Source organism: Achromobacter sp. RW408, from assembly GCF_003184165.1.
Taxonomy (GTDB): Bacteria; Pseudomonadota; Gammaproteobacteria; order Burkholderiales; family Burkholderiaceae_B; genus Achromobacter; species Achromobacter xylosoxidans.
Map to the genome: position 1 here is coordinate 690,858 of NZ_QHHO01000046.1, position 22,809 is coordinate 713,666.

At 62.4% G+C, this 22,809-nt stretch carries 15 protein-coding genes, 2 tRNA genes and 3 rRNA genes; 14 read left to right on the top strand and 6 right to left on the bottom strand.

The window, feature by feature from the left end; all coding sequences use genetic code 11:
- Window positions 1-8: 8 nt before the first annotated feature.
- Window positions 9-1,064, bottom strand: coding sequence for an ABC transporter substrate-binding protein (locus DK459_RS13325; protein WP_006383932.1), 1,056 nt, complete (start codon window positions 1,062-1,064; stop codon window positions 9-11).
- 124 nt (window positions 1,065-1,188) lie between these two features.
- Between DK459_RS13325 and DK459_RS13330 the strand changes: the two genes are divergently transcribed.
- From DK459_RS13330 to DK459_RS13350, 5 genes are all read left to right on the top strand, one after another.
- Window positions 1,189-2,271, top strand: a complete 1,083-nt coding sequence (locus DK459_RS13330; RefSeq protein ID WP_024070028.1) for a GlxA family transcriptional regulator — start codon at window positions 1,189-1,191, stop codon at window positions 2,269-2,271.
- 24 nt (window positions 2,272-2,295) lie between these two features.
- Window positions 2,296-3,006 carry a glutathione S-transferase gene (locus DK459_RS13335; RefSeq protein ID WP_053500090.1) on the top strand — a complete coding sequence of 237 codons (711 nt, stop codon included), beginning with the start codon at window positions 2,296-2,298 and terminating at the stop codon, window positions 3,004-3,006.
- A gap of 378 nt (window positions 3,007-3,384) precedes the next feature.
- The gene (locus DK459_RS13340; RefSeq protein WP_024070027.1) at window positions 3,385-4,854 is read left to right on the top strand and encodes a methyl-accepting chemotaxis protein; all 1,470 of its coding nucleotides are present in this window, start codon (window positions 3,385-3,387) and stop codon (window positions 4,852-4,854) included.
- A 120-nt stretch (window positions 4,855-4,974) separates the two neighbouring features.
- On the top strand, window positions 4,975-5,199 hold the full coding sequence (locus DK459_RS13345) for a DUF1653 domain-containing protein (protein ID WP_024070026.1): 225 nt from the start codon (window positions 4,975-4,977) through the stop codon (window positions 5,197-5,199).
- Window positions 5,200-5,202: 3 nt separating this feature from the next.
- The gene (locus DK459_RS13350) at window positions 5,203-5,820 is read left to right on the top strand and encodes a PolC-type DNA polymerase III (protein ID WP_024070025.1); all 618 of its coding nucleotides are present in this window, start codon (window positions 5,203-5,205) and stop codon (window positions 5,818-5,820) included.
- A gap of 81 nt (window positions 5,821-5,901) precedes the next feature.
- Here the strand turns inward: DK459_RS13350 and DK459_RS13355 are convergent, their stop codons facing one another.
- Entirely contained in the window at window positions 5,902-6,192 is a 291-nt protein-coding gene (locus DK459_RS13355) for an antibiotic biosynthesis monooxygenase (RefSeq protein ID WP_020926874.1), read from the bottom strand.
- 525 nt (window positions 6,193-6,717) lie between these two features.
- Between DK459_RS13355 and DK459_RS13360 the strand changes: the two genes are divergently transcribed.
- Together DK459_RS13360 and DK459_RS13365 are read left to right on the top strand one after the other, a co-directional pair.
- The gene (locus DK459_RS13360; protein WP_020926875.1) at window positions 6,718-7,197 is read left to right on the top strand and encodes a hypothetical protein; all 480 of its coding nucleotides are present in this window, start codon (window positions 6,718-6,720) and stop codon (window positions 7,195-7,197) included.
- A 47-nt stretch (window positions 7,198-7,244) separates the two neighbouring features.
- On the top strand, window positions 7,245-7,946 hold the full coding sequence (locus tag DK459_RS13365; protein ID WP_054473824.1) for a hypothetical protein: 702 nt from the start codon (window positions 7,245-7,247) through the stop codon (window positions 7,944-7,946).
- Window positions 7,947-7,978: 32 nt separating this feature from the next.
- Here DK459_RS13365 and DK459_RS13370 read toward each other — a convergent pair whose 3' ends face one another.
- Both DK459_RS13370 and DK459_RS13375 read right to left on the bottom strand, forming a co-directional pair.
- Window positions 7,979-10,393 (bottom strand): DUF3772 domain-containing protein, encoded by a 2,415-nt coding sequence (locus DK459_RS13370; protein WP_006383941.1) that lies wholly within the window; start codon window positions 10,391-10,393, stop codon window positions 7,979-7,981.
- Between the two features lie 111 nt (window positions 10,394-10,504).
- Window positions 10,505-11,410 (bottom strand): LysR family transcriptional regulator, encoded by a 906-nt coding sequence (locus tag DK459_RS13375; protein ID WP_047993206.1) that lies wholly within the window; start codon window positions 11,408-11,410, stop codon window positions 10,505-10,507.
- A gap of 238 nt (window positions 11,411-11,648) precedes the next feature.
- Between DK459_RS13375 and DK459_RS13380 the strand changes: the two genes are divergently transcribed.
- On the top strand, window positions 11,649-13,166 hold the full coding sequence (locus DK459_RS13380; RefSeq protein ID WP_026383790.1) for an acetyl-CoA hydrolase/transferase family protein: 1,518 nt from the start codon (window positions 11,649-11,651) through the stop codon (window positions 13,164-13,166).
- A gap of 29 nt (window positions 13,167-13,195) precedes the next feature.
- Here the strand turns inward: DK459_RS13380 and DK459_RS13385 are convergent, their stop codons facing one another.
- Complete coding sequence (locus tag DK459_RS13385) at window positions 13,196-14,143, bottom strand: LysR substrate-binding domain-containing protein (RefSeq protein WP_024070020.1); 948 nt, start codon at window positions 14,141-14,143, stop codon at window positions 13,196-13,198.
- Window positions 14,144-14,308: 165 nt separating this feature from the next.
- Here DK459_RS13385 and DK459_RS13390 point away from each other — a divergent pair, with 165 nt between their 5' ends.
- From DK459_RS13390 to rrf, 6 genes are all read left to right on the top strand, one after another.
- Window positions 14,309-14,650, top strand: coding sequence for a hypothetical protein (locus tag DK459_RS13390; protein WP_232254270.1), 342 nt, complete (start codon window positions 14,309-14,311; stop codon window positions 14,648-14,650).
- 1,296 nt (window positions 14,651-15,946) lie between these two features.
- Window positions 15,947-17,477: ribosomal RNA gene (locus DK459_RS13395) — 16S ribosomal RNA — on the top strand.
- Between the two features lie 130 nt (window positions 17,478-17,607).
- A tRNA-Ile gene (locus tag DK459_RS13400) sits at window positions 17,608-17,684 on the top strand.
- 30 nt (window positions 17,685-17,714) lie between these two features.
- Window positions 17,715-17,790: transfer RNA gene (locus DK459_RS13405), tRNA-Ala, on the top strand.
- A gap of 296 nt (window positions 17,791-18,086) precedes the next feature.
- A 23S ribosomal RNA gene (locus DK459_RS13410) occupies window positions 18,087-20,967 on the top strand.
- Between the two features lie 199 nt (window positions 20,968-21,166).
- Window positions 21,167-21,279, top strand: a 5S ribosomal RNA gene (gene rrf, locus DK459_RS13415).
- Together the 16S, 23S and 5S rRNA genes with 2 tRNA genes alongside form the textbook arrangement of a ribosomal RNA operon.
- 133 nt (window positions 21,280-21,412) lie before the next feature.
- Here rrf and DK459_RS13420 read toward each other — a convergent pair.
- A complete protein-coding gene (locus tag DK459_RS13420) occupies window positions 21,413-22,798 on the bottom strand; it encodes a sigma-54 dependent transcriptional regulator (protein ID WP_053499208.1) in 1,386 nt (461 codons plus the stop codon).
- Window positions 22,799-22,809: the final 11 nt, after the last annotated feature.

Genomic DNA, 22,809 nt, shown 5'->3' on the forward strand with positions numbered 1-22,809 from the left:
GACCTTGCTCAGCGCTTGCGGGCGACCTGCCGGTTCCACGCGTCGGTGACCTCGGCGCGGCGGGCGTTGATGATGTTCCAGTCGAACAGGCTCAGGTTCTTGACCGAGCCGTCGGCGCCCCAGGGCAGCTTGCGGGCCACGTCCTTGGATACCTGCACGTCCTTGACCGCGGGGCCCAGGTACAGCTTGGTCGCCAGGCAGGCGGCCGCGTCCGGCGTCAGCGCGGTGTCGATGAACTTCTGCGCGGCGGCCTTGTTGGGCGCGCCCTTGACCAGATGCAGGCGGGCGTCGGTGGCCCACACGCCTTCCTTCGGCACGCTGAAGCCGATGGGCAGGCCCTTGTCGATCAGGTCCCAGGCGCCGACGTTGAAGTGCGCGCCGATCACGGCTTCGCCGCTCTGGAAGGCGTTGGTGGCCGCGCCCGAGCTGTCGAAGAACAGCGCGGTGTCCAGCGAGGCCAGCTTGGAATAGAGCGGCCCCAGGTTCGACGGGTCGATTGCCCACACCCGCGCCAGGAAGAAGATGAACGGCACGCCCGACGAGTTGGCGGGCGAGGGCACCGCCACCGCGCCGGCATACTCGGGCTTCCACAGGTCCTTCCAGCTGCTCGGCGGCTGCGTCACCTCCTTGGTGCTGTAGGTGATGCCGAGCGAGTAATAACCGGTGCTGACCGCGAAGGCGGCATTGCCGTCGCGGTACACACCCTGTTCGATGACGTTCTTCAGGTTGGGAATGGCGCCGGCATCCAGCGCATCCAGCACGCCGGCCTGCTGCGCCAGCTCGCTGATGCCGCCGTCCATCCAGGCCACGTCGATGGTGGGCGCGGCCTTCTGCTGCTGCAGCTTGGCCAGCGTGGTGGTGGAGGTGCCGACTTCCGGCACCACCGTGACGCCGGTGGCCTTGGTGTACGGTTCGGCCACGCAGGCGCGGAACGCGTCGCCCCAGTTGCCGCCATACCAGGCGACGGTGATTTTCTGCTGCTGCGCCAGCGCCGCGTGCGAAGCCAGGAGCAGCCCCGCGCCGAGCGCAGCCGCGCCCAGCGCGCTGCGGGTGTTTGTTGCCATGTCGGATTCCCCTTGTAGATTTGTCGATCCGCGACTCATTGACTCAAGTACCACAGGCGCATCTTGGGCGATCCTCGGGAAAACGAGCTTGAAGGCGCGGGACATAAACTTGAATAATTGCGTCATGTCCGTCGTCGCGCCACCCCCGTCCTTGCCGCTCTCCTATGAAGACGGCGAAGCGCGCCCGCCTCAGGGAAAACCCGCCCTGACCATCGGCATCGTGCTGCTGGACCAGTTCACGCTGGCGGCGTTCGCCGGTTTCGTCGACGTGTTGCGGCTGGCCGGCGACCATGGCGGGCGCAGCCGCCAGATCCATACCGCCTGGCGCGTGATGAGCTGGGACGGCAAGCCGCGCTGCTCCAGCGCCGGCCTGACCATCGAAGTGGAAGCCGGCCTGCCCGACGATCCGGCGCAGTTCGACTACATCGCGGTCTGCGGCGGCAATGATTATTCGAGCGGCCGCATGCCCGAGCCGCTGCGCGATTGGCTGCGGCTGGCGGCGGCGCTGCGGGTGCGGCTGCTGGGCATCTGCACCGGCACCTTCGCCCTGGCGCAGGCCGACGTGATCGGGCCGCGCACGGTCTGCGTGCACTGGAACGTGCTGGAAGCCTTCCGCGAGCGCTTCGCGCAGACCCGCGCCGTGGTCGATCGCCTGTTCGTCGACGAAGGCGACCTGATTTCCTGCGCCGGCTCGACCGCCGCCATCGACCTGGGCCTGTACCTGGTGGCGCGCCATTGCGGCCGCGACAAGGCGCAGCAGGCCATGCGCCACATGATGTTGCAGGGGGCGCGGCCGGGCCGCGTGCCGCAGGCGCATTTCCGCACCGACCTGTCCGGCATCCAGGACCTGCGCGTGCGGCAGGCGGCGCATTTCATCGAGCAGCGCATCGACAATCCGCCGCCGCTGGACGCCATCGCGCGTTACGTCGGCGTGGGCCGGCGCCAGCTGGAACGGGCCTTCCGCCTGGCCACCGGCATGTCGCCGATGGCGTTCCAGCGGCAATTGCGGCTGGAATATGGCAGCTGGTTGTTGCTTAATAATGCCTGCAGCATCACGCAAATCGCGCTGGATTGCGGATTTGCCGACGGCGCGCATTTTTCACGCGATTTCCGCGCGCATTTCGGGCAATCCCCGCGCCAGTATCAGCAAAGCCACGGGCGGCAGGCCGCGCGGCACGAAGGCGAAATCAGCGTCTTTCCCGCGTAGCCTTGCGCCCGCAAGGAGACCGGCATGACATACGACCTTTGGTATTGGGACGGCATACCCGGACGCGGCGAATTCGTGCGCCTGGCGCTGGAAGCGGGCGGGATTCCGTATCGGGAGCGCGCGCGCGAGCCCGGCGGCGACGAAGACGCGCTGGTCAAGGACATGCTGTCCGACCGCAAGCACCCGCCCTTTGCGCCGCCGTACCTGGTGGCAGGCAAGATGACCCTGGCGCAAACCGCCAACATCCTGTTGTTCCTGGGTGAAAAGCACGGCCTTGCGCCCGCCAGCGTCGAAGGCCGGCTGTGGGTGAATCAATTGCAGCTGACCATCGCCGATATGGTGGCCGAGGCGCACGATACGCACCACCCCATTTCCGCCAGCGATTATTACGAAGACCAGAAAGAAGAGGCGGCGCGGCGTGCCCGTGATTTCCGCCAAGCGCGTATTCCGAAATTCCTGGGTTACTTCGAGCGGGTGCTGAGCGGCCCGGACGCCTGGCTCGCGGGCGGCAAGCGCTGGAGCTACGCCGACCTGTCGCTGTTTCAGCTGGTCGATGGCCTGCTTTATGCCTTTCCGCGTCGCATGCGGACGCAGGCGGTCAGGTTTCCCAATGTCATGGCCTTGCACCGCCGTGTCGCCGAATTGCCGGCGCTGCAGCCCTATTTCACCAGCGGTCGCCGCCTGCCGTTCGGCGAAGGCATATTCCGCCATTATCCGGAACTGGACGCGGAATAACGATTCCGGTTCGCAGTCGGGCGCCGCGGGCGGATTCGTATTAACCCCTATTAATAATCCGAAGGCGGCGGCTTGAGCGCCGATGAAACACGGTGAAATAACGGCCGGCGGAATTTTTTTGGTAAACGCGCGCTGAATATATTGAGAACGCCCCATTTTTGGGATTAAATATTTTCGACTGGATACATTCTTCCTTTTCTTGTAATCACTCACCTCCCGTCGTGGCGTTGGCGGCGGACATCCAGGCAAGCGCGTGCATGCGGCGCGGCGTGCACGGCCCGGTTCGTGGGACGCGCCAGCAGTCTGCTTCAGACAAGCCAATTGGTTTCCTCATCGCCTTTCAGCAAACTCGTCCCATTCCCTGCGGGAGACGTCAATATGCAATGGCTTACCCTAAAACGCCTGCTGCGCGCCGAACGCGGCATGCGGAAAGCGGATCTATACGGGCAGATAGCGGCCATCCACAAGGCACAGGCGGTTATCGAGTTCGATCTCGATGGCCATGTGCTGATGGCCAACCAGAATTTCCTCGACACCATGGGCTACGAACTGGACGAAGTGATCGGGCAACATCACCGCATATTCGTGTTGCCCGACGAGCGCGAATCCGCTGATTATCTGGCGTTCTGGGACCAGCTGGGGCAGGGGGCGCATGACTCGGGGCGTTATCGCCGCATTCGCAAGGACGGCGGCGACGTCTGGCTGCAGGCCAGCTACAACCCGATTTTCGACAGGCATGGCCGGCCATTCAAAGTAGTGAAGTACGCCACCGACATTACCGCGCAGCAGCAGCGCCAGGCCGATACCGAAGGCCAGCTGGAGGCGATTTCCAAGGTGCAGGCCATCATCGAATTCGAGCTGGACGGCACGATCATTCGCGCCAACGAACTGTTCCTGAATGCGGTCGGGTACCGCGAGGACGAAGTGCGCGGCAGGCACCACAGCATGTTCGTGTCGCCGGAAGAGGCGCGCGGCTCCGCCTATGCCGATTTCTGGCACAAGCTCCGTAGCGGACGTCACGATACCGGACAATACCTGCGCATCGGCAAGAATGGCCGGCAGGTCTGGATCGAGGCCAGCTACAACCCGATCTTCGACGCCGAAGGACGGCCATTCAAAGTGGTGAAGTTCGCCACCGATATCACCCGCCGCTTCACCGCCGCGCAGACGCTGCGGGTGGCGGTGCAGGGCCTGACCGAAAACGCCGATCGCGCCGGGCAGGCCAATGCGCTGGCGCGGGATGCCTGTCGGGTGGCCGAAGAAGGGGGCAGGACCGTGGCGGGCGTGGTGCGCACCATGGGCGCCATTACCGAGAGTTCCAAGCGCATCTCCGAGATCATCGGCGTCATGGACGGCATCGCGTTCCAGACCAATATCCTGGCGCTGAACGCCGCGGTCGAGGCCGCGCGCGCCGGCACGCACGGCAAGGGCTTCGCGGTGGTCGCCTCCGAAGTGCGCAGCCTGGCGCAGAACAGCGCGGCGGCGGCCAAGGAGATCAAGGGACTGATTACCACCTCGGTCGAACAGATCGAGAACGGCGCCGGCCAGGTCCAGTCGGCCGGCGTCACCATGGAGGACATCGTGGCGTCGTCGCGCCGGGTCACGGAGATCATGGCCGAAGTGGTGGAAGTGTCGCTGGCCCAGTCGGGCAAACTGGGCGAGGTGACCGAGGACATCACCCACATGACCGCCGATGCCGCCTCGGTGCCGCAGGCGGCCCACGAGTTGCACGGCGGCAACCGCGTCCTGAAACCCGCGCTCAAGCCGGTGGCGCCGGCGGTGCGCGCCCGGCCGGCCGCCAACACGCCGTTGCCGGCCGAGCCGGTGCTCGAGTACGTGCGCTACTGAGCGCCCGGGCGGCGATGTGTTGGCCGCTGCCCGAGTGCGCTATAAATACGGACTTGTTCGAACCCGTCGGCCCTGGCAGGAGCCTTTCCGCCCGGGCCGCGTCTTTTGCGGCAATGCTCCATGACCGAATCCGAAGCCCTGGCTCTCGCCACCCATCGCCACTACAAGGGCGGTCTCTATCGCTACATCGATACGGCGCGCCATTCCGAGACGGAAGAAGCGATGGTGGTCTATGAGCACCTGTGGCCGCATGCGCGCGGCTTGTGGGTGCGTCCGGCGGAGCTGTTCTTCGGCCAGCTGGCCGACGGTTCGCCGCGCTTCGCGCCGTTGCATCGGGCGGAGTAGGGCATGGCCTTCTATTACCGCAGGACCCGCGCGCCGGGGGCCGCGGCGCGCTCCCCCGCTGCTGGCCGGGCGCCTTCAGCGGCGCTGTCGGCGGCGCTGGACGCCTTGCGCGGCCCCTTCGTGGTGGCCGACCTGGAAACCACGGGGCTGTCGACCGCGTCCTGCGAGATCCTGGAATTTGCGGCGGTCCGGGTCGGCGCCGACGGCGCGGCCGAGCGCGAATACGCGCAGGTGGTGCGCACCCGCGCCACGGTGCCGCCGTTCATCACGCGACTGACAGGCATTACCGAAGCGGAGGTCGAGCGCCAGGGAGTGCCGGTGGGACAGGCATTTGCCGCGTTCCTGGATTTCGTCGAGGACTTGCCGGTGTTTTTCCACAACGCCTCGTTCGATCGCCGTTTCCTGGATGCCGCGGCGTTGCAGACCGGCCTGCCGTTCGTCAACGCCACCCATTGCACGCTGGCGCTGGCCCGGCGCGCCTGGCCGGAATTGCCGTCGCACAAGCTCGACGTGCTGGCGCGCCACGTGGGCGCCTCGGAACCGACCCACCGGGCCCTGGCCGACGTGCGCACCACGGTGGCCGTTGCGCTGGCGGCCAGCTCCCGCCTGGCGACGGCCTGAGGCCATCGCCGGACGGGCAAGCCGACGCCGTTCCAATGGCCCGGCGGACCTGAACCGCATCCGCCGGAAAGTACCCCAGGCTCAGATCACCTTCTGTTCGTGATGCACCTGCGGCGGTTCGACGAAGAAGCCCGCCACGAGTTTGCGCCACTCCTGGAAATCGGCGGATTCCCGGAAGTCCACCATGTGGTTTTCGACGGTTTCCCAGTCCACCACCAGGGTGTAGCGCTGCGGCTGCTCGATGCTGCGGTACAACTCCATGCCATGGCAGCCGCGGGCGCGCAGGAACAACGGCTTGGCCTGTGCCACGCCGGCTTCGAACAGGGCTTCCTGTCCTTCGCGCACGTGGATGCTGGCAATCTCCTGGATCATGATGGTGTCTCCGGATGAAAGTGGCCGGGCAGGGGCCGGCCGGCGGAGTAGTATGGCTCAAAATTTCCCGGCCGATGAACCGATTCCCCGGACCTTGCCCCACTTCATCGTCGCGCGCGCCCCCTTCATCCTGACAGTAAGCCTAACGGCGTGCGCCTGCCGGGCCGCCGTCTTGCGCGCTAGGGAAATCGTGCGAGGGGGCGCCACCGCATCCCATCCTATGAGCTGAGATGCGGCGCAGCAATCTGGCGCCACGGGCGTCCGGCCTCGGCCATATGCATGGCCCGCGGCACGGTAGTCGCAGATTGCCCGACATCTTTTACGTCTTCCTCCCCAGTCTCTTGGGACCGGTCGCCCGTTTACCCGATACCGACGTCCTTAGTCCGGCGCAATCATTCCGTACCAATACGAAAGTCCCGAGCGCCACGTTGCCTCATAGGCGTACTGCGTCGGGGTGGTAAAGGTCCGCGCCGGTCGGCCACCGGCACCTGTTCATCCGCGTGCAGCGGATCAGGAGGAGCTCAAATGAAAAAGCTCGCAGCAGTCGCAGCGTTGTCCCTCGTCGCGGTATCCACCGCCTACGCGACCGGGCCGGGCCAACCCGGCATTTCCGCCTCTGGCTACGTCGGCACCATTTCCGGAACGGTATCCTCGGTCTCCACCGGCACGTCCGTGGTCTCCACCCAGATCAACGGCTACGGCTCGTCGAGCCAGACGTCGTTTGGTGAAACGGGCGGCGTCGCCACCGCGGGGGGATCGTTCAGCCCGGATGGCACCACCGTGGTCACCAGCACCCGCCAATACGCCACCAGCGAGACCTACGGCCACATCCATGGCAACGCGCCGATCATGGTCGGCGACAGCATCGCCAATGGCGGCGCCACGTTCGGCAGCACCACCACCAACGCAACGGCGACGGGAACGTACAACGCCGGCGCGATCGGGGCCACCGCGTCGATCCACGGCATCGGCCCGGTGGGCCACGTGGGCGGTTTCGGTCACTGAGCAGCACGCAATCCGGACGGCTTCGGCCGTCCGGTCGAGAGGACATCATGAAAACCCTTGCGCTTGCCTTATCCCTGTCGCTGGTGGCCTTCTCCGCCGGTGCGCAGACCAGTACTTCTTCCTCGACCACCTCGGCGACATCGGGCTCGACCAACGCCGGCAACAATCAGGGCATCACGTTCAATTCCAACAGCAACGGTTCGAGCACCTTGCGCACCGCCCCGCCCATCGGCGCGCAGAGTTTCTACGGTTCGTTCTCCTCCGACAGCTGCATGGTGTCGGCGGGGGGCGGCGGCTCGGTGGTGGGCTTCGGCATGAACGTGGCTTTTCCGGTCGAGGACCAGAAGTGCAGCCTGCGCCGCAACTTCGAGCGCACCATGCAAGCGGCCGCGTCCACCAAGGACCCCGAGCGTTCGCGTCGGCTGGAAACCGCCGCCGTCGACATCCTGTGCCAGACGGATGACCGCACCAAGGCCGCCCTCACCGCGCAGGGACTGTGCACCAATCCCTCGCTGACCACGGCCGATCACCGCTTCGAGAATCCGACGCCCAACGTCGCGCAGGTCGCGCCGCCGGTGCAGGCCCAATACGCCCCCTCGCCGGCGCCCGGCGCGCAATATACGGCGAGCGCGCCCGTCGCGCAGGCATACCCGGTGTCGTCCGCGCAGAACATCATGGCCAATTCGCCGCCGCTGCGTAATCCAAGGATGGATCGCCAGGGCTTGCTTGACTTCTATTCGCCGGGTTGACGATCGTGGCGCGCGATCATCGACCCGGGTGGTCAGGGCGTGGCGGCGGGCGCGGCCGCGGCGCCCGGCCCCTCGGCCGCGTCGGGGCGCTGCGAGGCCATGGCTGGAGGGGGCGATGCCAGCAGCATCGTGGGCGGCGACGACACCTCAAGGCCGGCATCGTGCAGGCGCTGCAGCACCGTGAACAGCAGCGCGCTGCGCACGCCATAGGCCGAGCGTGGCGACGAGACGTAGCCCTTGGCGTTAAATATCAGGTTGCCGCCCTCGATGCCATCCAGGAACACATTGGGTGCCGGCGTCTCCAGAACGTCCTCGTGGTCGGCAAAGGCCTGCAGGATCAACTCGCGCACGCGCTGCGCATCGGTTGACAGCGGCAGCGGCAGCTTGATCTGCACCAGTCCCAGCGGATTCGAGCGCGTCACGTTGCGTACCGTCTTGGTCACGAACTCCGAGTTCGGCACGATCACGGTGGAACGGTCGCCCATCTGGATCTCGGTGGCGCGCACATTGATCCGCAGGATGTCGCCTTCGACGCCGCCCAGCGACACCCAGTCGCCCACCTTGACCGGCCGTTCGGCCAGCAGGATCAGGCCCGAAACGAAGTTCTGCACCACCGCCTGCAGACCGAAACCGATGCCCACCGACAGCGCGCTGGCGATCCATGCCACCCGCTCCAGCCCGATGCCCGCGGCCGACAGCGACAACGCCACCGCCAGCACGAAGCCGGCATAGCCGAACAGCGTCGCCGCCGACAGCTGCATGCCCGGATCCAGTTCGGTGGTGGGCAGGTAGCGATTCGACAGCCAGCGCTTGAGCATCTTCACGCCCAGCAGCGACAGGCCCAGCACCATCAGCGCCTGCAACACCGCGCCGGGGCGGATCTGCGCCTCGCCGATGGCCAGGCCTTTGCGCAACTGGTCGAAGCGTTGCAACAGATCCATCGGGCCTTCGCCGAAAGGCGCCAGCAGCAGGATGATGGCCAGCAGGGCAACCGCCACCCGGCCCACGCCCGACAGCAGCACGGCCGCCTGGTCGCGCAGGCTGGGCCCTTCGCTGTCATCGCGGTGCGAGGTGCCGAGCAAGGTGCTGAAGCCGTCCTCGATCAGCACGGCCAGCAGGTACGCCGACGCCAGCACGATCACGACCCACAGCACCTGCTTGGTCAGGAAGCTGCCGAACGCGACATACCCGGCCAGCAGGCTGGCCAGACTGATCAGCAGCACCGTGCCGGTGGCCGTCAGCAACAGCGAGGTCCAGAAGGGCGGAGGGGGGCCCTCTTCCCGCAGCGCCCGGCGCCGCAGCCGGCGGCCGATCGACAGCGCCACCGCCATCGTCACCATCACGAACACCGCGACGATGCCGGTCAACGTGATGGTGGTGGTGAGACTGGCGTTCAACAGCACCGGCAGCCGCTCGGCCAGCCAGATCATCACGACCAGCACGCCAAGCGCGCCCGGCAGCCAACGCAGGCGATGCGCCACCTTGTCGGAGATCGGCGGCAGGCGCCATGACGGCCGGTTGGCCGACAGCAGCGCATAACCCAGGCCCGAAACGTAGCCCCCGAAACAGACCGTCACGACGAGGTTGGCCAACAGGGCGCCGGTGCTCTCCGACAACTGTGAATTCCAGTCCAGGCCGACGTGGGCCAGCAGGGCAATGATGCCGGGCGTCGCCACCGCCAGCGTCAACAGCGCCACCGCCAGGAACGAGCGGCGCAAGCGTCCCGGCGGCACACGTGTGGCCGTGAGGCGCAGCAGCACCCGGCCGATCCAGACTCGCAACGCGATCACCAGCGCCGCCGCCGTGGCCAGCAGCAGCCAACCCCATTTCGGCGTCTGGCCGACCGCCGTGACCAGATCGTCGCGCAACGCCACCAGCCGCTCGAGGTCGCCCGGGAATTCCTCGCGGAATTCGGCCCAGAACTGCCCCGACAGGAAGGAATCGCGTCGTTCCCCGAGTCGTGCCTGGAATTGCGTGCGGCGCAGACCCGATATCTGTTCCGCCGTCTGCGCGGCATCGACCGACAGCAGCCGCGCCAGTTTGATCTGCGCGTCCAGCGCGCGGCTGTTCTTTTCCAGTTGCGTACGCTGCGCGGCGACGTCGGGCGCTTCCTTGGCGCCTGCGGGCGGCGCGCCCAACTCGCTCAGGCGGGCGGCGACGCTGGTCAACTGTGGCGTGAGCGCGTCGGCGGTGGCGTCGGCCTTGGACTGGATATCGAGCGCATCGCCACGCTGCTTGACCAGCTCGGCGTCGTCGGTTTCATCCGGCACCCGTTTGCGGATGTCATCGAGTTGCTTGCGGGCGCCGGCCAGCATGCTGTCGACTTCGGCGGGCGAAGCGGGCGTGGCGGCGAATGCCGGCGCCAGGCACAGCGCCAGCAGCAAGGCGGCGATCAGCGCGGCGAAAGAACGGGCGCGAAAAAGCGGATGTTGCGGGTTCGGGGTCATGTTTTCTTGGGGCGATAGGCTCGCATCGAGGCGGCAGCATAACAAGCTGCCACCCGGTCCGTTGCAACAAAAACTCCTCTGTGTCCCCCTTAGATTCGCGGCGAGCGCGTTTCAGGAACGTCCAACCCGTTTGCCCGCGCCCAGAACCTCATCGCACACTTGCAGCCAGGCGCGGGCGGCGTACGACAAGTAACCCGATTGCTGCCAGATGTGGCCGACCTCCCACTGCAGTCCCGATTTTGCCAGTCGGGCGGTGCTCAGGCCGCGGGTCTTCATGCGCCGCATCAGGGGTTCAGGCAGCAGCGCCGCGCCCAGGCCGGCGGAAGCCATGGCCACCAGGAAGTCCCAATGCGCGCTCTGGGCCGCAATGCCGGGTTGCAAGCCGGCGTCGGCAAAAGCCTGCCGCAAGCGTCGGGTCATGGCGAAATCGTCCGTCGGGATCAGCAGGCGCGTATCGCGCAAGGCGCTCAGGGGCAATGAAGTCTTGCCGGCCCAGGCCGCGTCCGGCGGCCCGATCACCCAGATCGGATGGCTGCCGAAGGCCCGCGCGGCCAGGCCGCTGTCGGGGACGATCGGCAGGATGGTGGCGCCCACCTCCAGTTCGCCGCTGGCGACCAATTCTTCCACCGCGCGGCCGGTGCCTTCGCGCAAGGTCAGGTGTATCCCGGGGTGAAGTTCGCGGAAGCGTTTGACCACCGGCGTGAACAGAAGGTTGATCATCGGCGGGATGCCCACTTCGAGCGAGCCGCGTTGCAGTTCCGCCGTCTGCCGCATTTCCTCGGTCAGCTGGCGCATGGTTTCCAGCACTTGCAGGCCGCGCTGGTACATCACGCGGCCCGTATCGGTGGGGCGCGCGGTGTGGCCATCGCGCACCAGCAGCGGCGTGCCGGCCTCCTCTTCCAACTGCCGGATCATCTTGCTGACCGTCGACTGCGTGACGAACAGCGCCTTGGCGGCCTGCGTAAAGCTGGCGTGCCTGACCGTTTCCACGAAATACCGTAAGGCGCGCACGTCCATGGCTCATCCCCGCGCAATGCGCGAAACATTCAATCAATGAAAAAAACGACTGGATTGAATGATTTTAAGTCATTACGAGATTTTGCCGGCGCTTCCTATACTGCCGGAAATTCGTCCCGAAACCGCGCTGGAATGCGCGGCGGACGTCAGGAAACGCCGCGTCAGACGGCGCCTGGATGCGAGCGGCGCTTCCGCCGCGTCCGGCCGCAAGTCGCCGGCTATTGAATCAGGAGACACCATGCATTCCGACCGTATCCGCCACCCCGGGCTACGCGCCAAGATCACTTCCGCCCAACAGGCGGCCTTGCTGGTCCAAGACGGCATGACCGTCGGCATGAGCGGCTTCACGCGCGCCGGCGACTGCAAGTCGGTGCCGGCCGAGCTGGCGCGACGCGCCGAGCACGAGCCGCTGTCCATCACCCTGATCACCGGCGCCTCGCTGGGACACGACACCGACAAGATGCTGGCGCAGGCCAATGTCCTGGCACGCCGCATGCCGTTCCAGGTCGACACCACGCTGCGCCGCAAGATCAACCAGGGGGAAATCGCCTTCATCGACCAGCACCTGTCGGAAACCGCGGAACAGTTGCGCGCCGGCCATATCGGGCCGGTCGACGTGGCCATCATCGAGGCGGCCGCCATCACCGAAACCGGCGCCATCGTGCCGACCATGTCGGTGGGCAACTCGGCCTCGTTCGTGCAGCAGGCCCGGCGCGTCATCATCGAGTTGAATCTCGGCGTGCCCGCCGCCATCGAGGGCCTGCACGACATCTACGTGCCCACGGAGCGTCCAAAGCGCGAGCCCATGGGCCTGGTGTCGGCTGACCAGCGCATCGGCCAGCCGTTCATCGAGGTGGACCCGGACAAGATCGCCGCCATCGTGATTACGCAGGAGCCGGACAGCCCGTCCAACGCCTTGCCGCCCGATGCCGAGACCAACGCCATCGCGGCGCACATCAATGCTTTCCTGCGCCGCGAAGTCGACGCCGGAAGACTGGGCAATTCGCTGCTGCCGCTGCAAGCCGGCATCGGCACCATCGCCAATGCCGTGCTGCATGGCTTCGAATCGTCGGATTTCGAATCGTTGACGATGTATTCGGAAGTGCTGCAGGATAGCGCCATCGAGCTGCTCGACCAGGGCAAGCTGGCGTTCGCCTCGGCCTCGTCCATCACGGTGTCCAAGCCGGTGTACGAAAAGATCCTGGCCAACATCGAGCACTACCGCCAACGCATCGTGCTGCGCCCGCAGGAAATCAGCAACGCGCCCGAGATCGTGCGCCGCCTGGGCATCATCGCCATCAATACGGCCCTGGAATTCGATATCTACGGCAACGTCAATTCGACCCACGTTGGCGGCACGCACATGATGAACGGTATCGGCGGCTCGGGCGACTTTGCCCGCAATGCGCATCTGGCGATCTTCGTGTCCAAGTCCATGGCCAAGAACGGCGACATTTCCAGTGTGGTGCCGATGGTGTCCCACGTGGACCACACCGAGCATGATGTCGACGTCCTGGTCACCGAATGCGGCCTGGCCGATCTGCGCGGCCTGGCGCCGCGCGAGCGCGCCCGCGCCATCATCCAGCATTGCGTGCATCCTTCCTACCGAGAAGCGCTGCAGGACTATTTCGACCGGGCCTGCGAACGCGGCGGACAGACGCCGCACCTGCTCGAGGAAGCGTTTTCCTGGCACCAACGCTTCAATGAGACCGACACGATGCGTTCGGTCCCGCCCGCGACCCGCAAGGTCGCCTGAGGCGCGAGCGCCGCTTCCGGCGGCACCGTCTATGGCTTCTCGTCCCGCGTCGCCTGGGCGGGGTCATGGCGTGCCGCGGTGACCAGGCCCTTGCCCGACCGCTCCAGTTCATCGCGCAACCATTGCTTCAAGGCGACCAGCGGTTCCCAGTCGCGCAGACTGGGCCGATAGACCAGGTGATAGGTCTGGGCCTGCTCGTAATGCACGGTCACCGGGGAAACCTGCACCAATCGTCCCGCGCGGATCGCGTCCGCCGCCAGCAGCTCGCGGCCGAGCGTGATGCCCAGTCCTTGTTCGGCGGCCTGCAGCATCATGCCGGCGTCGTTGAAAGTGGCCACGGGCGTGACCGGCACCCGCAAGCCGGCCGCGTTGAACCAGTGCTGCCACATGTCGCGTTCACCCAGCAGGGGCTGGCGCGCCAGCGTTTCGGCGGTGTTGTCGGGCAGCGCCGCCGCGGTTTCCGGCGAGGCCAGGGCAATCAGCGGTAGCGGCATGTCGAACAGCGGCTCGGACTCCACCCCGGGCCAGGGACCCCGCCCGAACCGCAATGCGGCGTGAAAGCCGTCACGCAACAGATCCACCACCTGTTGCGAGGTCTCGATCTCCAGCGACAGCCCTGGATGGCGCTTGTGCCAACGCGCCATCCGGGGCAGCAACCAGCGCTGCGCGAACGAAGGCAGCACCGAGACGCGCAAGCGCTGGGCGCTGCCGCTGGCCGCGGCGGACGCGGCCATCAGCCCCTCGTCCAGCAGCGCCATTGCGCTTTGCACGCTGCAAAGCAGCGCGGCGCCGGCCGTGTTCAGCACAATGCCGCGGCCGCTGCGTTCGAACAGAGGAAAACCCAGCTGTTCCTCCAGCCCCTTGATCTGCTGGCTGACCGCGCTGTGCGTCAGATGCAGCCGATCAGCGGCTGCGCGCAGGTTCTGCAGTTCAGCAACGGCGCGGAAGGCGGGCAGGGTATTCAGAGGCAGGCGCATGGAGAGTGTGGTCGAAAAAGGGGAGGACGGGAAACGTTCCTGGCGAGCCCGCACGGATGGCATTGAATTGGTAAGAATAGCTTACCGTAGCGGGTAAAACAATTCGATTTTCAGCGGCGATTTGGGCGAATACGCTTACCAAAACGACGCATCGAGGAGCTGCCCATGTCTGCCGAAACCTGCATCCAACCCACCGGCCCCTTTGGCATCGAGCCGAAGCGGCTGCCGACGCCAGAATCGTCCCCGCCGGTCCGCTCCGAATCCGTGATGTCCGCGCCGGCGATAGCCGTCCCGCCAAGTGCCGACGCAGCGCTACCGGCCGGCCTCGTCTCCCGCCTCTGGCGCGCGTACCGGGAATGGCGGAGGGAAAGAACGCTGCGCAACCTCGCCGAGAATATGGATCCCCATTTGCTCAGGGACGTCGGCGCGCCGGAGTGGCTGGTGAACCAGAGTTCGGTCGAGGAATCGCTCAAGCGGATCACCCGCATCGACGCCTTGCGTTGGTAGCGGCCGCGGTGGTCCATGGCGGCGAGCAGGCGGGGCGGCGTCCGCCTGGGCCTGCTTGTAATGCTGCCATTGGCCCTGGGGCGGCCGAGCGATGGCGAGGCGCCTGCCTGCCCGGGGCGACGGAGGCCTCCATCCAAGGACCTCTTATATATATAGGGAGAGGGGGAGCGTGCGCCGCCTCTCCACTCTCCCAGTGCCACGCCTCTATCTATATGTGGCAGGTTGCGCTGTCGCCTGTCGCCACCAGGCGCCTCGCAACGGCGTAGGCCCCCATGGGGAAGGGTGGTTCGTCAACGGCGCTGCGGCCGTTCAAAGGCCGTGTTGCGCCACCAAACATCATCTTTCTGCAAAATGGTTGTCATGCTGGCATGACAAGCCAAAATTCTGTGCTATAGTCTCGCTCCTTCGCAGTTCAAGCAGTTTTGTTGAGCGGCGAGGCCAGGCAAGTGCAACGGATCCGAGGGCTACGGCAAGCGGATCTGCCGCAGGGGCAGCAAGGCGGTGAGTCAGCGATGATTCTCTCGAACCGGCGGTCGGCGAATTTTGCATAGGATGGTGCGAATCAGGCAGAAGCCAGTTGCACGATCTGCAAAAATTGTGCTATAGTCTTGGGCTTGGCTGGTGACGGCGAATCAGGGTTTACCCGATAGGGTGGTCTGGTCAGCGTTGCAAGCCGGCTGGAGCGGTAACCAACCTCCGAAGCGATTCGGGGCTGCTGCGAAAGTGAAGCGATTCACGAACGGCGGGGTTGCAAGATAGGGTGCAAGTTGGGCAAAAGCCGGTTGCATAATCTGCAAAAGTTGTGTTATAGTTTCAGGCTTGGCAGTTACCGAAAACTTAGGGTTAACCCTGATATTTCGATAGCTGCTAAAGAGAAAGCCGGGTGCGAGCCTGGTGAGACCTGAAGAGGTCGTAGGCAAGGCAGCGAAGTGAAGCAAGCGGCGCTGACTTGACAAGCGATAAAAACTTCTTCATAATCTCGTTTCTCTGCTGCTGACACAGCGATCGACGCGAAAGCGAAATCGCCAAAGAAAGCAGAAGATGCAGTAAGTAGTTTGGTAGTACAGAATTCAGCAGTACCGCTCTTTAACAATTAAACAACCGATAAGTGTGGGCGCTTGATGCGAGTGCACAGTGATTGGGTTTTAAACCCTTTCACAAGCACAATGAAATCAAGTGCTCACTAGAAGTGAAGTACCTTAGATGTCAAGTCTAAGCACATACCTCACTTCCTTTGAGTAGCGACGTATGACTCGGTTCTTCGGAACTAAGAAATACGAAACAAATACAGAGATTAAACTGAAGAGTTTGATCCTGGCTCAGATTGAACGCTAGCGGGATGCCTTACACATGCAAGTCGAACGGCAGCACGGACTTCGGTCTGGTGGCGAGTGGCGAACGGGTGAGTAATGTATCGGAACGTGCCCAGTAGCGGGGGATAACTACGCGAAAGCGTAGCTAATACCGCATACGCCCTACGGGGGAAAGCAGGGGATCGCAAGACCTTGCACTATTGGAGCGGCCGATATCGGATTAGCTAGTTGGTGGGGTAACGGCTCACCAAGGCGACGATCCGTAGCTGGTTTGAGAGGACGACCAGCCACACTGGGACTGAGACACGGCCCAGACTCCTACGGGAGGCAGCAGTGGGGAATTTTGGACAATGGGGGAAACCCTGATCCAGCCATCCCGCGTGTGCGATGAAGGCCTTCGGGTTGTAAAGCACTTTTGGCAGGAAAGAAACGTCGCGGGTTAATACCCCGCGAAACTGACGGTACCTGCAGAATAAGCACCGGCTAACTACGTGCCAGCAGCCGCGGTAATACGTAGGGTGCAAGCGTTAATCGGAATTACTGGGCGTAAAGCGTGCGCAGGCGGTTCGGAAAGAAAGATGTGAAATCCCAGAGCTTAACTTTGGAACTGCATTTTTAACTACCGGGCTAGAGTGTGTCAGAGGGAGGTGGAATTCCGCGTGTAGCAGTGAAATGCGTAGATATGCGGAGGAACACCGATGGCGAAGGCAGCCTCCTGGGATAACACTGACGCTCATGCACGAAAGCGTGGGGAGCAAACAGGATTAGATACCCTGGTAGTCCACGCCCTAAACGATGTCAACTAGCTGTTGGGGCCTTCGGGCCTTGGTAGCGCAGCTAACGCGTGAAGTTGACCGCCTGGGGAGTACGGTCGCAAGATTAAAACTCAAAGGAATTGACGGGGACCCGCACAAGCGGTGGATGATGTGGATTAATTCGATGCAACGCGAAAAACCTTACCTACCCTTGACATGTCTGGAATGCCGAAGAGATTTGGCAGTGCTCGCAAGAGAACCGGAACACAGGTGCTGCATGGCTGTCGTCAGCTCGTGTCGTGAGATGTTGGGTTAAGTCCCGCAACGAGCGCAACCCTTGTCATTAGTTGCTACGAAAGGGCACTCTAATGAGACTGCCGGTGACAAACCGGAGGAAGGTGGGGATGACGTCAAGTCCTCATGGCCCTTATGGGTAGGGCTTCACACGTCATACAATGGTCGGGACAGAGGGTCGCCAACCCGCGAGGGGGAGCCAATCCCAGAAACCCGATCGTAGTCCGGATCGCAGTCTGCAACTCGACTGCGTGAAGTCGGAATCGCTAGTAATCGCGGATCAGCATGTCGCGGTGAATACGTTCCCGGGTCTTGTACACACCGCCCGTCACACCATGGGAGTGGGTTTTACCAGAAGTAGTTAGCCTAACCGCAAGGGGGGCGATTACCACGGTAGGATTCATGACTGGGGTGAAGTCGTAACAAGGTAGCCGTATCGGAAGGTGCGGCTGGATCACCTCCTTTCAGAGCTTAGTGCTCGTGTTAAGCGTCCACTCTTATCGGTTGTTTGATATAGCTGGGATCGGTTGTGGGCTTGGGTAGAGGGACTCCTCCCTGTGTCCATGACTTCTGACTACTGATCCGGGAAGGTTTTGGGTCTGTAGCTCAGTCGGTTAGAGCACCGTCTTGATAAGGCGGGGGTCGTTGGTTCGAATCCAACCAGACCCACCAAGTATTCGCAGGTAGAGATGCCGTGAATATGGGGGTGTAGCTCAGCTGGGAGAGCGCCTGCTTTGCAAGCAGGATGTCATCGGTTCGATCCCGTTCACCTCCACCAAGACCTGTGCCTGGTGGGATGTAGAGGCTAACTCATAGCGTCGTGCGGATAGTATCTGCCCGGTCTTATGAGTTGGGTTTTACTCAACAGCTATATTTGTTCTTTAACAATCTGGAAGAAGCACAACGAAATGTGCTCATCAAGTAATCAGCTTGCTGATGAAGATGGGTACGGGTTGTGATTGCATTAATTTTGTTCCAAGTTCTCAAGACTGGGGTGAATAACCTCAGACTGCTTTGAAACTTATGAACGGCACAAACGCTAATACTCAGGTCCTATAGCCTACAGCGTTATAGGATCAAGCGACTAAGTGCATATGGTGGATGCCTTGGCGATCACAGGCGATGAAGGACGTAGTAGCCTGCGAAAAGCTGCGGGGAGCTGGCAAACAAGCTTTGATCCGCAGATGTCCGAATGGGGAAACCCACTGCGCAAGCAGTATCCCTGACTGAATACATAGGTCAGTGGAAGCGAACCGGGTGAACTGAAACATCTCAGTAGCTCGAGGAAAAGAAATCAACCGAGATTCCGAAAGTAGTGGCGAGCGAAATCGGAAGAGCCTTCACGTTTTAGCATGCAAGATAGTCGAACGGAATGGAAAGTCCGGCCGTAGCAGGTGATAGCCCTGTAGACGAAATTTTGTGTGTGGAACTAAGCGTGAGAAAAGTAGGGCGGGACACGTGAAATCCTGTTTGAAGATGGGGGGACCATCCTCCAAGGCTAAATACTCGTGATCGACCGATAGTGAACCAGTACCGTGAGGGAAAGGCGAAAAGAACCCCGGAAGGGGAGTGAAATAGATCCTGAAACCGTATGCATACAAACAGTAGGAGCCTCCTTGTGGGGTGACTGCGTACCTTTTGTATAATGGGTCAGCGACTTACATTCAGTGGCAAGGTTAACCGAATAGGGAAGCCGTAGCGAAAGCGAGTCCGAATAGGGCGATTCAGTCGCTGGGTGTAGACCCGAAACCAGATGATCTATCCATGGCCAGGTTGAAGGCACGGTAACACGTGCTGGAGGACCGAACCCACTAATGTTGAAAAATTAGGGGATGAGCTGTGGATAGGGGTGAAAGGCTAAACAAATCTGGAAATAGCTGGTTCTCTCCGAAAACTATTTAGGTAGTGCCTCAAGTATTACTGCGGGGGGTAGAGCACTGTTATAGCTAGGGGGTCATGGCGACTTACCAAACTATGGCAAACTCCGAATACCCGCAAGTACAGCTTGGGAGACAGAGCACCGGGTGCTAACGTCCGGACTCAAGAGGGAAACAACCCAGACCGCCAGCTAAGGTCCCAAATTATCGCTAAGTGGGAAACGAAGTGGGAAGGCATAGACAGTCAGGAGGTTGGCTTAGAAGCAGCCATCCTTTAAAGAAAGCGTAATAGCTCACTGATCGAGTCGTCCTGCGCGGAAGATGTAACGGGGCTAAGCGATAAACCGAAGCTGCGGGTGTGCACTTTGTGCACGCGGTAGGAGAGCGTTCTGTAAGCCTGCGAAGGTGGCTTGTAAAGGCTGCTGGAGGTATCAGAAGTGCGAATGCTGACATGAGTAGCGATAAAGGGGGTGAAAAGCCCCCTCGCCGTAAGTCCAAGGTTTCCTGCGCAACGTTCATCGGCGCAGGGTGAGTCGGCCCCTAAGGCGAGGCAGAGATGCGTAGCTGATGGGAAGCTGGTTAATATTCCAGCACCGTCGTACAGTGCGATGGGGGGACGGATCGCGGAAGATCATCAGGGTGTTGGATGTCCCTGTTGACGTATCGAAGATGGCGCTTAGGCAAATCCGGGCGCGTAAATCAAGGGTACGGCACGAGCGAGCATTGCTTGCGAAGTGATTGGAAGTGGTTCCAAGAAAAGCCTCTAAGCTTCAGCTGTACGAGACCGTACCGCAAACCGACACAGGTGGACGGGATGAATATTCCAAGGCGCTTGAGAGAACTCAGGAGAAGGAACTCGGCAAATTGATACCGTAACTTCGGGAGAAGGTATACCCCGGTAGTGTGAAGCGCCTGCGCGCTTAGCATGATGGGGTCGCAGAGAATCGGTGGCTGCGACTGTTTATTAAAAACACAGCACTCTGCAAAGACGAAAGTCGACGTATAGGGTGTGACGCCTGCCCGGTGCCGGAAGGTTAAGTGATGGGGTGCAAGCTCTTGATCGAAGCCCCGGTAAACGGCGGCCGTAACTATAACGGTCCTAAGGTAGCGAAATTCCTTGTCGGGTAAGTTCCGACCTGCACGAATGGCGTAACGATGGCCACACTGTCTCCTCCTGAGACTCAGCGAAGTTGAAGTGTTTGTGATGATGCAATCTACCCGCGGCTAGACGGAAAGACCCCATGAACCTTTACTGTAGCTTTGCATTGGACTGTGAACCGGCCTGTGTAGGATAGGTGGGAGGCTTTGAAGCGTGGTCGCTAGATCACGTGGAGCCATCCTTGAAATACCACCCTGGTTTGTTTGCGGTTCTAACCTTGGTCCGTTATCCGGATCGGGGACAGTGCATGGTGGGCAGTTTGACTGGGGCGGTCTCCTCCCAAAGTGTAACGGAGGAGTTCGAAGGTACGCTAGGTACGGTCGGAAATCGTGCTGATAGTGCAATGGCATAAGCGTGCTTGACTGTGAGACTGACAAGTCGAACAGGTGCGAAAGCAGGACATAGTGATCCGGTGGTTCTGAATGGAAGGGCCATCGCTCAACGGATAAAAGGTACTCTGGGGATAACAGGCTGATACCGCCCAAGAGTTCATATCGACGGCGGTGTTTGGCACCTCGATGTCGGCTCATCTCATCCTGGGGCTGTAGCCGGTCCCAAGGGTATGGCTGTTCGCCATTTAAAGAGGTACGTGAGCTGGGTTTAAAACGTCGTGAGACAGTTTGGTCCCTATCTGCCGTGGGCGTTGGATACTTGACGGAGCCTGCTCCTAGTACGAGAGGACCGGAGTGGACGTACCTCTGGTGTACCGGTTGTCATGCCAATGGCATTGCCGGGTAGCTAAGTACGGAAGAGATAACCGCTGAAGGCATCTAAGCGGGAAACTCGTCTGAAGATTAGGTATCCCGGGGACTTGATCCCCCTGAAGAGTCGTTCGAGACCAGGACGTTGATAGGTCGGGTGTGGAAGCGCAGTAATGCGTTAAGCTAACCGATACTAATTGCTCGTGAGGCTTGATCCTATAACACTGATGGTTATGACCTGGTGGTATAGCGTTCCAAGTGTCGTTCAATACAAAATCTGGCTGCCCCGTCAGCAGCCAGCCAACACCAATTACACCCACTGTGCGGGATCATCGAGACACTCTCTGATCCCCACACGTTGCGCTTCTTCCAAGATTGGAGCGGTTGTCCCCAAAGACAATCTCTCAACCCGTTACGCCTGACGACCATAGCAAGGTGGTACCACTCCTTCCCATCCCGAACAGGACAGTGAAACGCCTTTGCGCCGATGATAGTGGACGGACGTCTGTGAAAGTAGGTCATCGTCAGGCTTTTATTGCTCAAAACCCCATAGGCTCGCGCCTGTGGGGTTTTGTTTTTGTGGCGTGTGAAACAAGAACCCCCGTGCGGCTGGTGCCGCACGGGGGGTTTTACTTGGTCCCCCGGAAATTCAGCGCGGACGGTTCAGTTGGTGGCGCCGGTGTAATCCTGCCGATCGATGCCGTGGCGCTGCAGCTTGTCGTAGAAGGTCTTGCGCGGAATGCCCAACGCTTCCAGCGTGGCGCGCACATCGCCCTGATGGGCGGCGAGGGCGTCGCGGATGAGCTGGGCCTCGAAGCGTTCCATCTTTTCCGGCAGGGTGCCTGGCGTGGTTTCCGCGGTTGGCGAGACTGCGGCCGGCGTGTTGAGCACGCCCAGCACGAAGCGCTCGGCGAAGTGGGCGAGTTCCCGTACGTTGCCGGGCCAGTCGTGCGTCAACAGGTGACGCTTGATGTCGGCCGGCATATCGGGAATGTCGCGTTGGAAGCGGCGCGAGGCGTGACCCAGATAATGGGCCAGCAGCAGCGGAATGTCCTCGCGGCGTTCGCGCAGCGGCGGGATACGGATGGTGACGACGTTGAGCCGGTAGAAGAGATCTTCACGGAATTTGGCGCGGATCGCGGGATTGCCCAGGTCTTCCTTGGTGGCGGCGACGACACGCAGATCCAGGTTGCGGACCTCGTTGCTGCCCAGCGGCGTGATCTGGCGGGATTCCAGTACCCGCAGCAGCTTGACCTGCACGGCGAGCGGCATGCTTTCGATTTCGTCCAGGAACAGCGTGCCGCCGCTGGCATGCTCGATACGCCCGATGCGGCGCTTCTGTGCGCCGGTGAAGGCGCCGGCCTCATGGCCGAACAGCTCACTTTCGATCACGCTTTCGGGTAGCGCGCCACAGTTGATCGCGACCAACGCCCGGTGACGGCGGCGGCTCAGGCGATGCAGGGCGGTGGCGACCACTTCCTTGCCCGTGCCGGTCTCGCCCTCCACCAGGACATCGACGTCCGCATCGGCGATGTGGCGCAAGGTCTGCTTGATGCGCTGCATGGCCGGTGTGGTGCCGATAAAGGGCACTTCATCGGCTTCGACGGCGAACGCCGCTTCGCGCAGGCGGCGGTTTTCAAGCACCAGGTGGCGCTTTTCGGCGGCGTGGGTGATGGCGGTGACGAGGCGGTCGGGCGGATAGGGCTTGGCCAGGAAATCATAGGCGCCGTCGCGCATGCATTGCACCGCCATGGCGATATCGCCATGGCCGGTAATGAGGATGACGGGAATTTCCGGATCGATGGCGCGCAGGCGCTGGAACAGTTGCAGGCCGTCGATATCGGGCATGCGGATGTCGGTGACCACCACGCCATCGAAATCACGATTCAAGGTGGCAAGCGCGCCGCGCGCGCTGGTGTGGGCTTGCACGTCGATACCGCGCAGCTTGAGTGTCTGCACGTTGGCGCGGCGCAGTTCGTCGTCGTCATCGATGAAAGCCACCAGGGGCGCCGGCCGGTTGCCGGCAGCCGCTTCGAACATTGCGGCCATGGCCGGCTCGG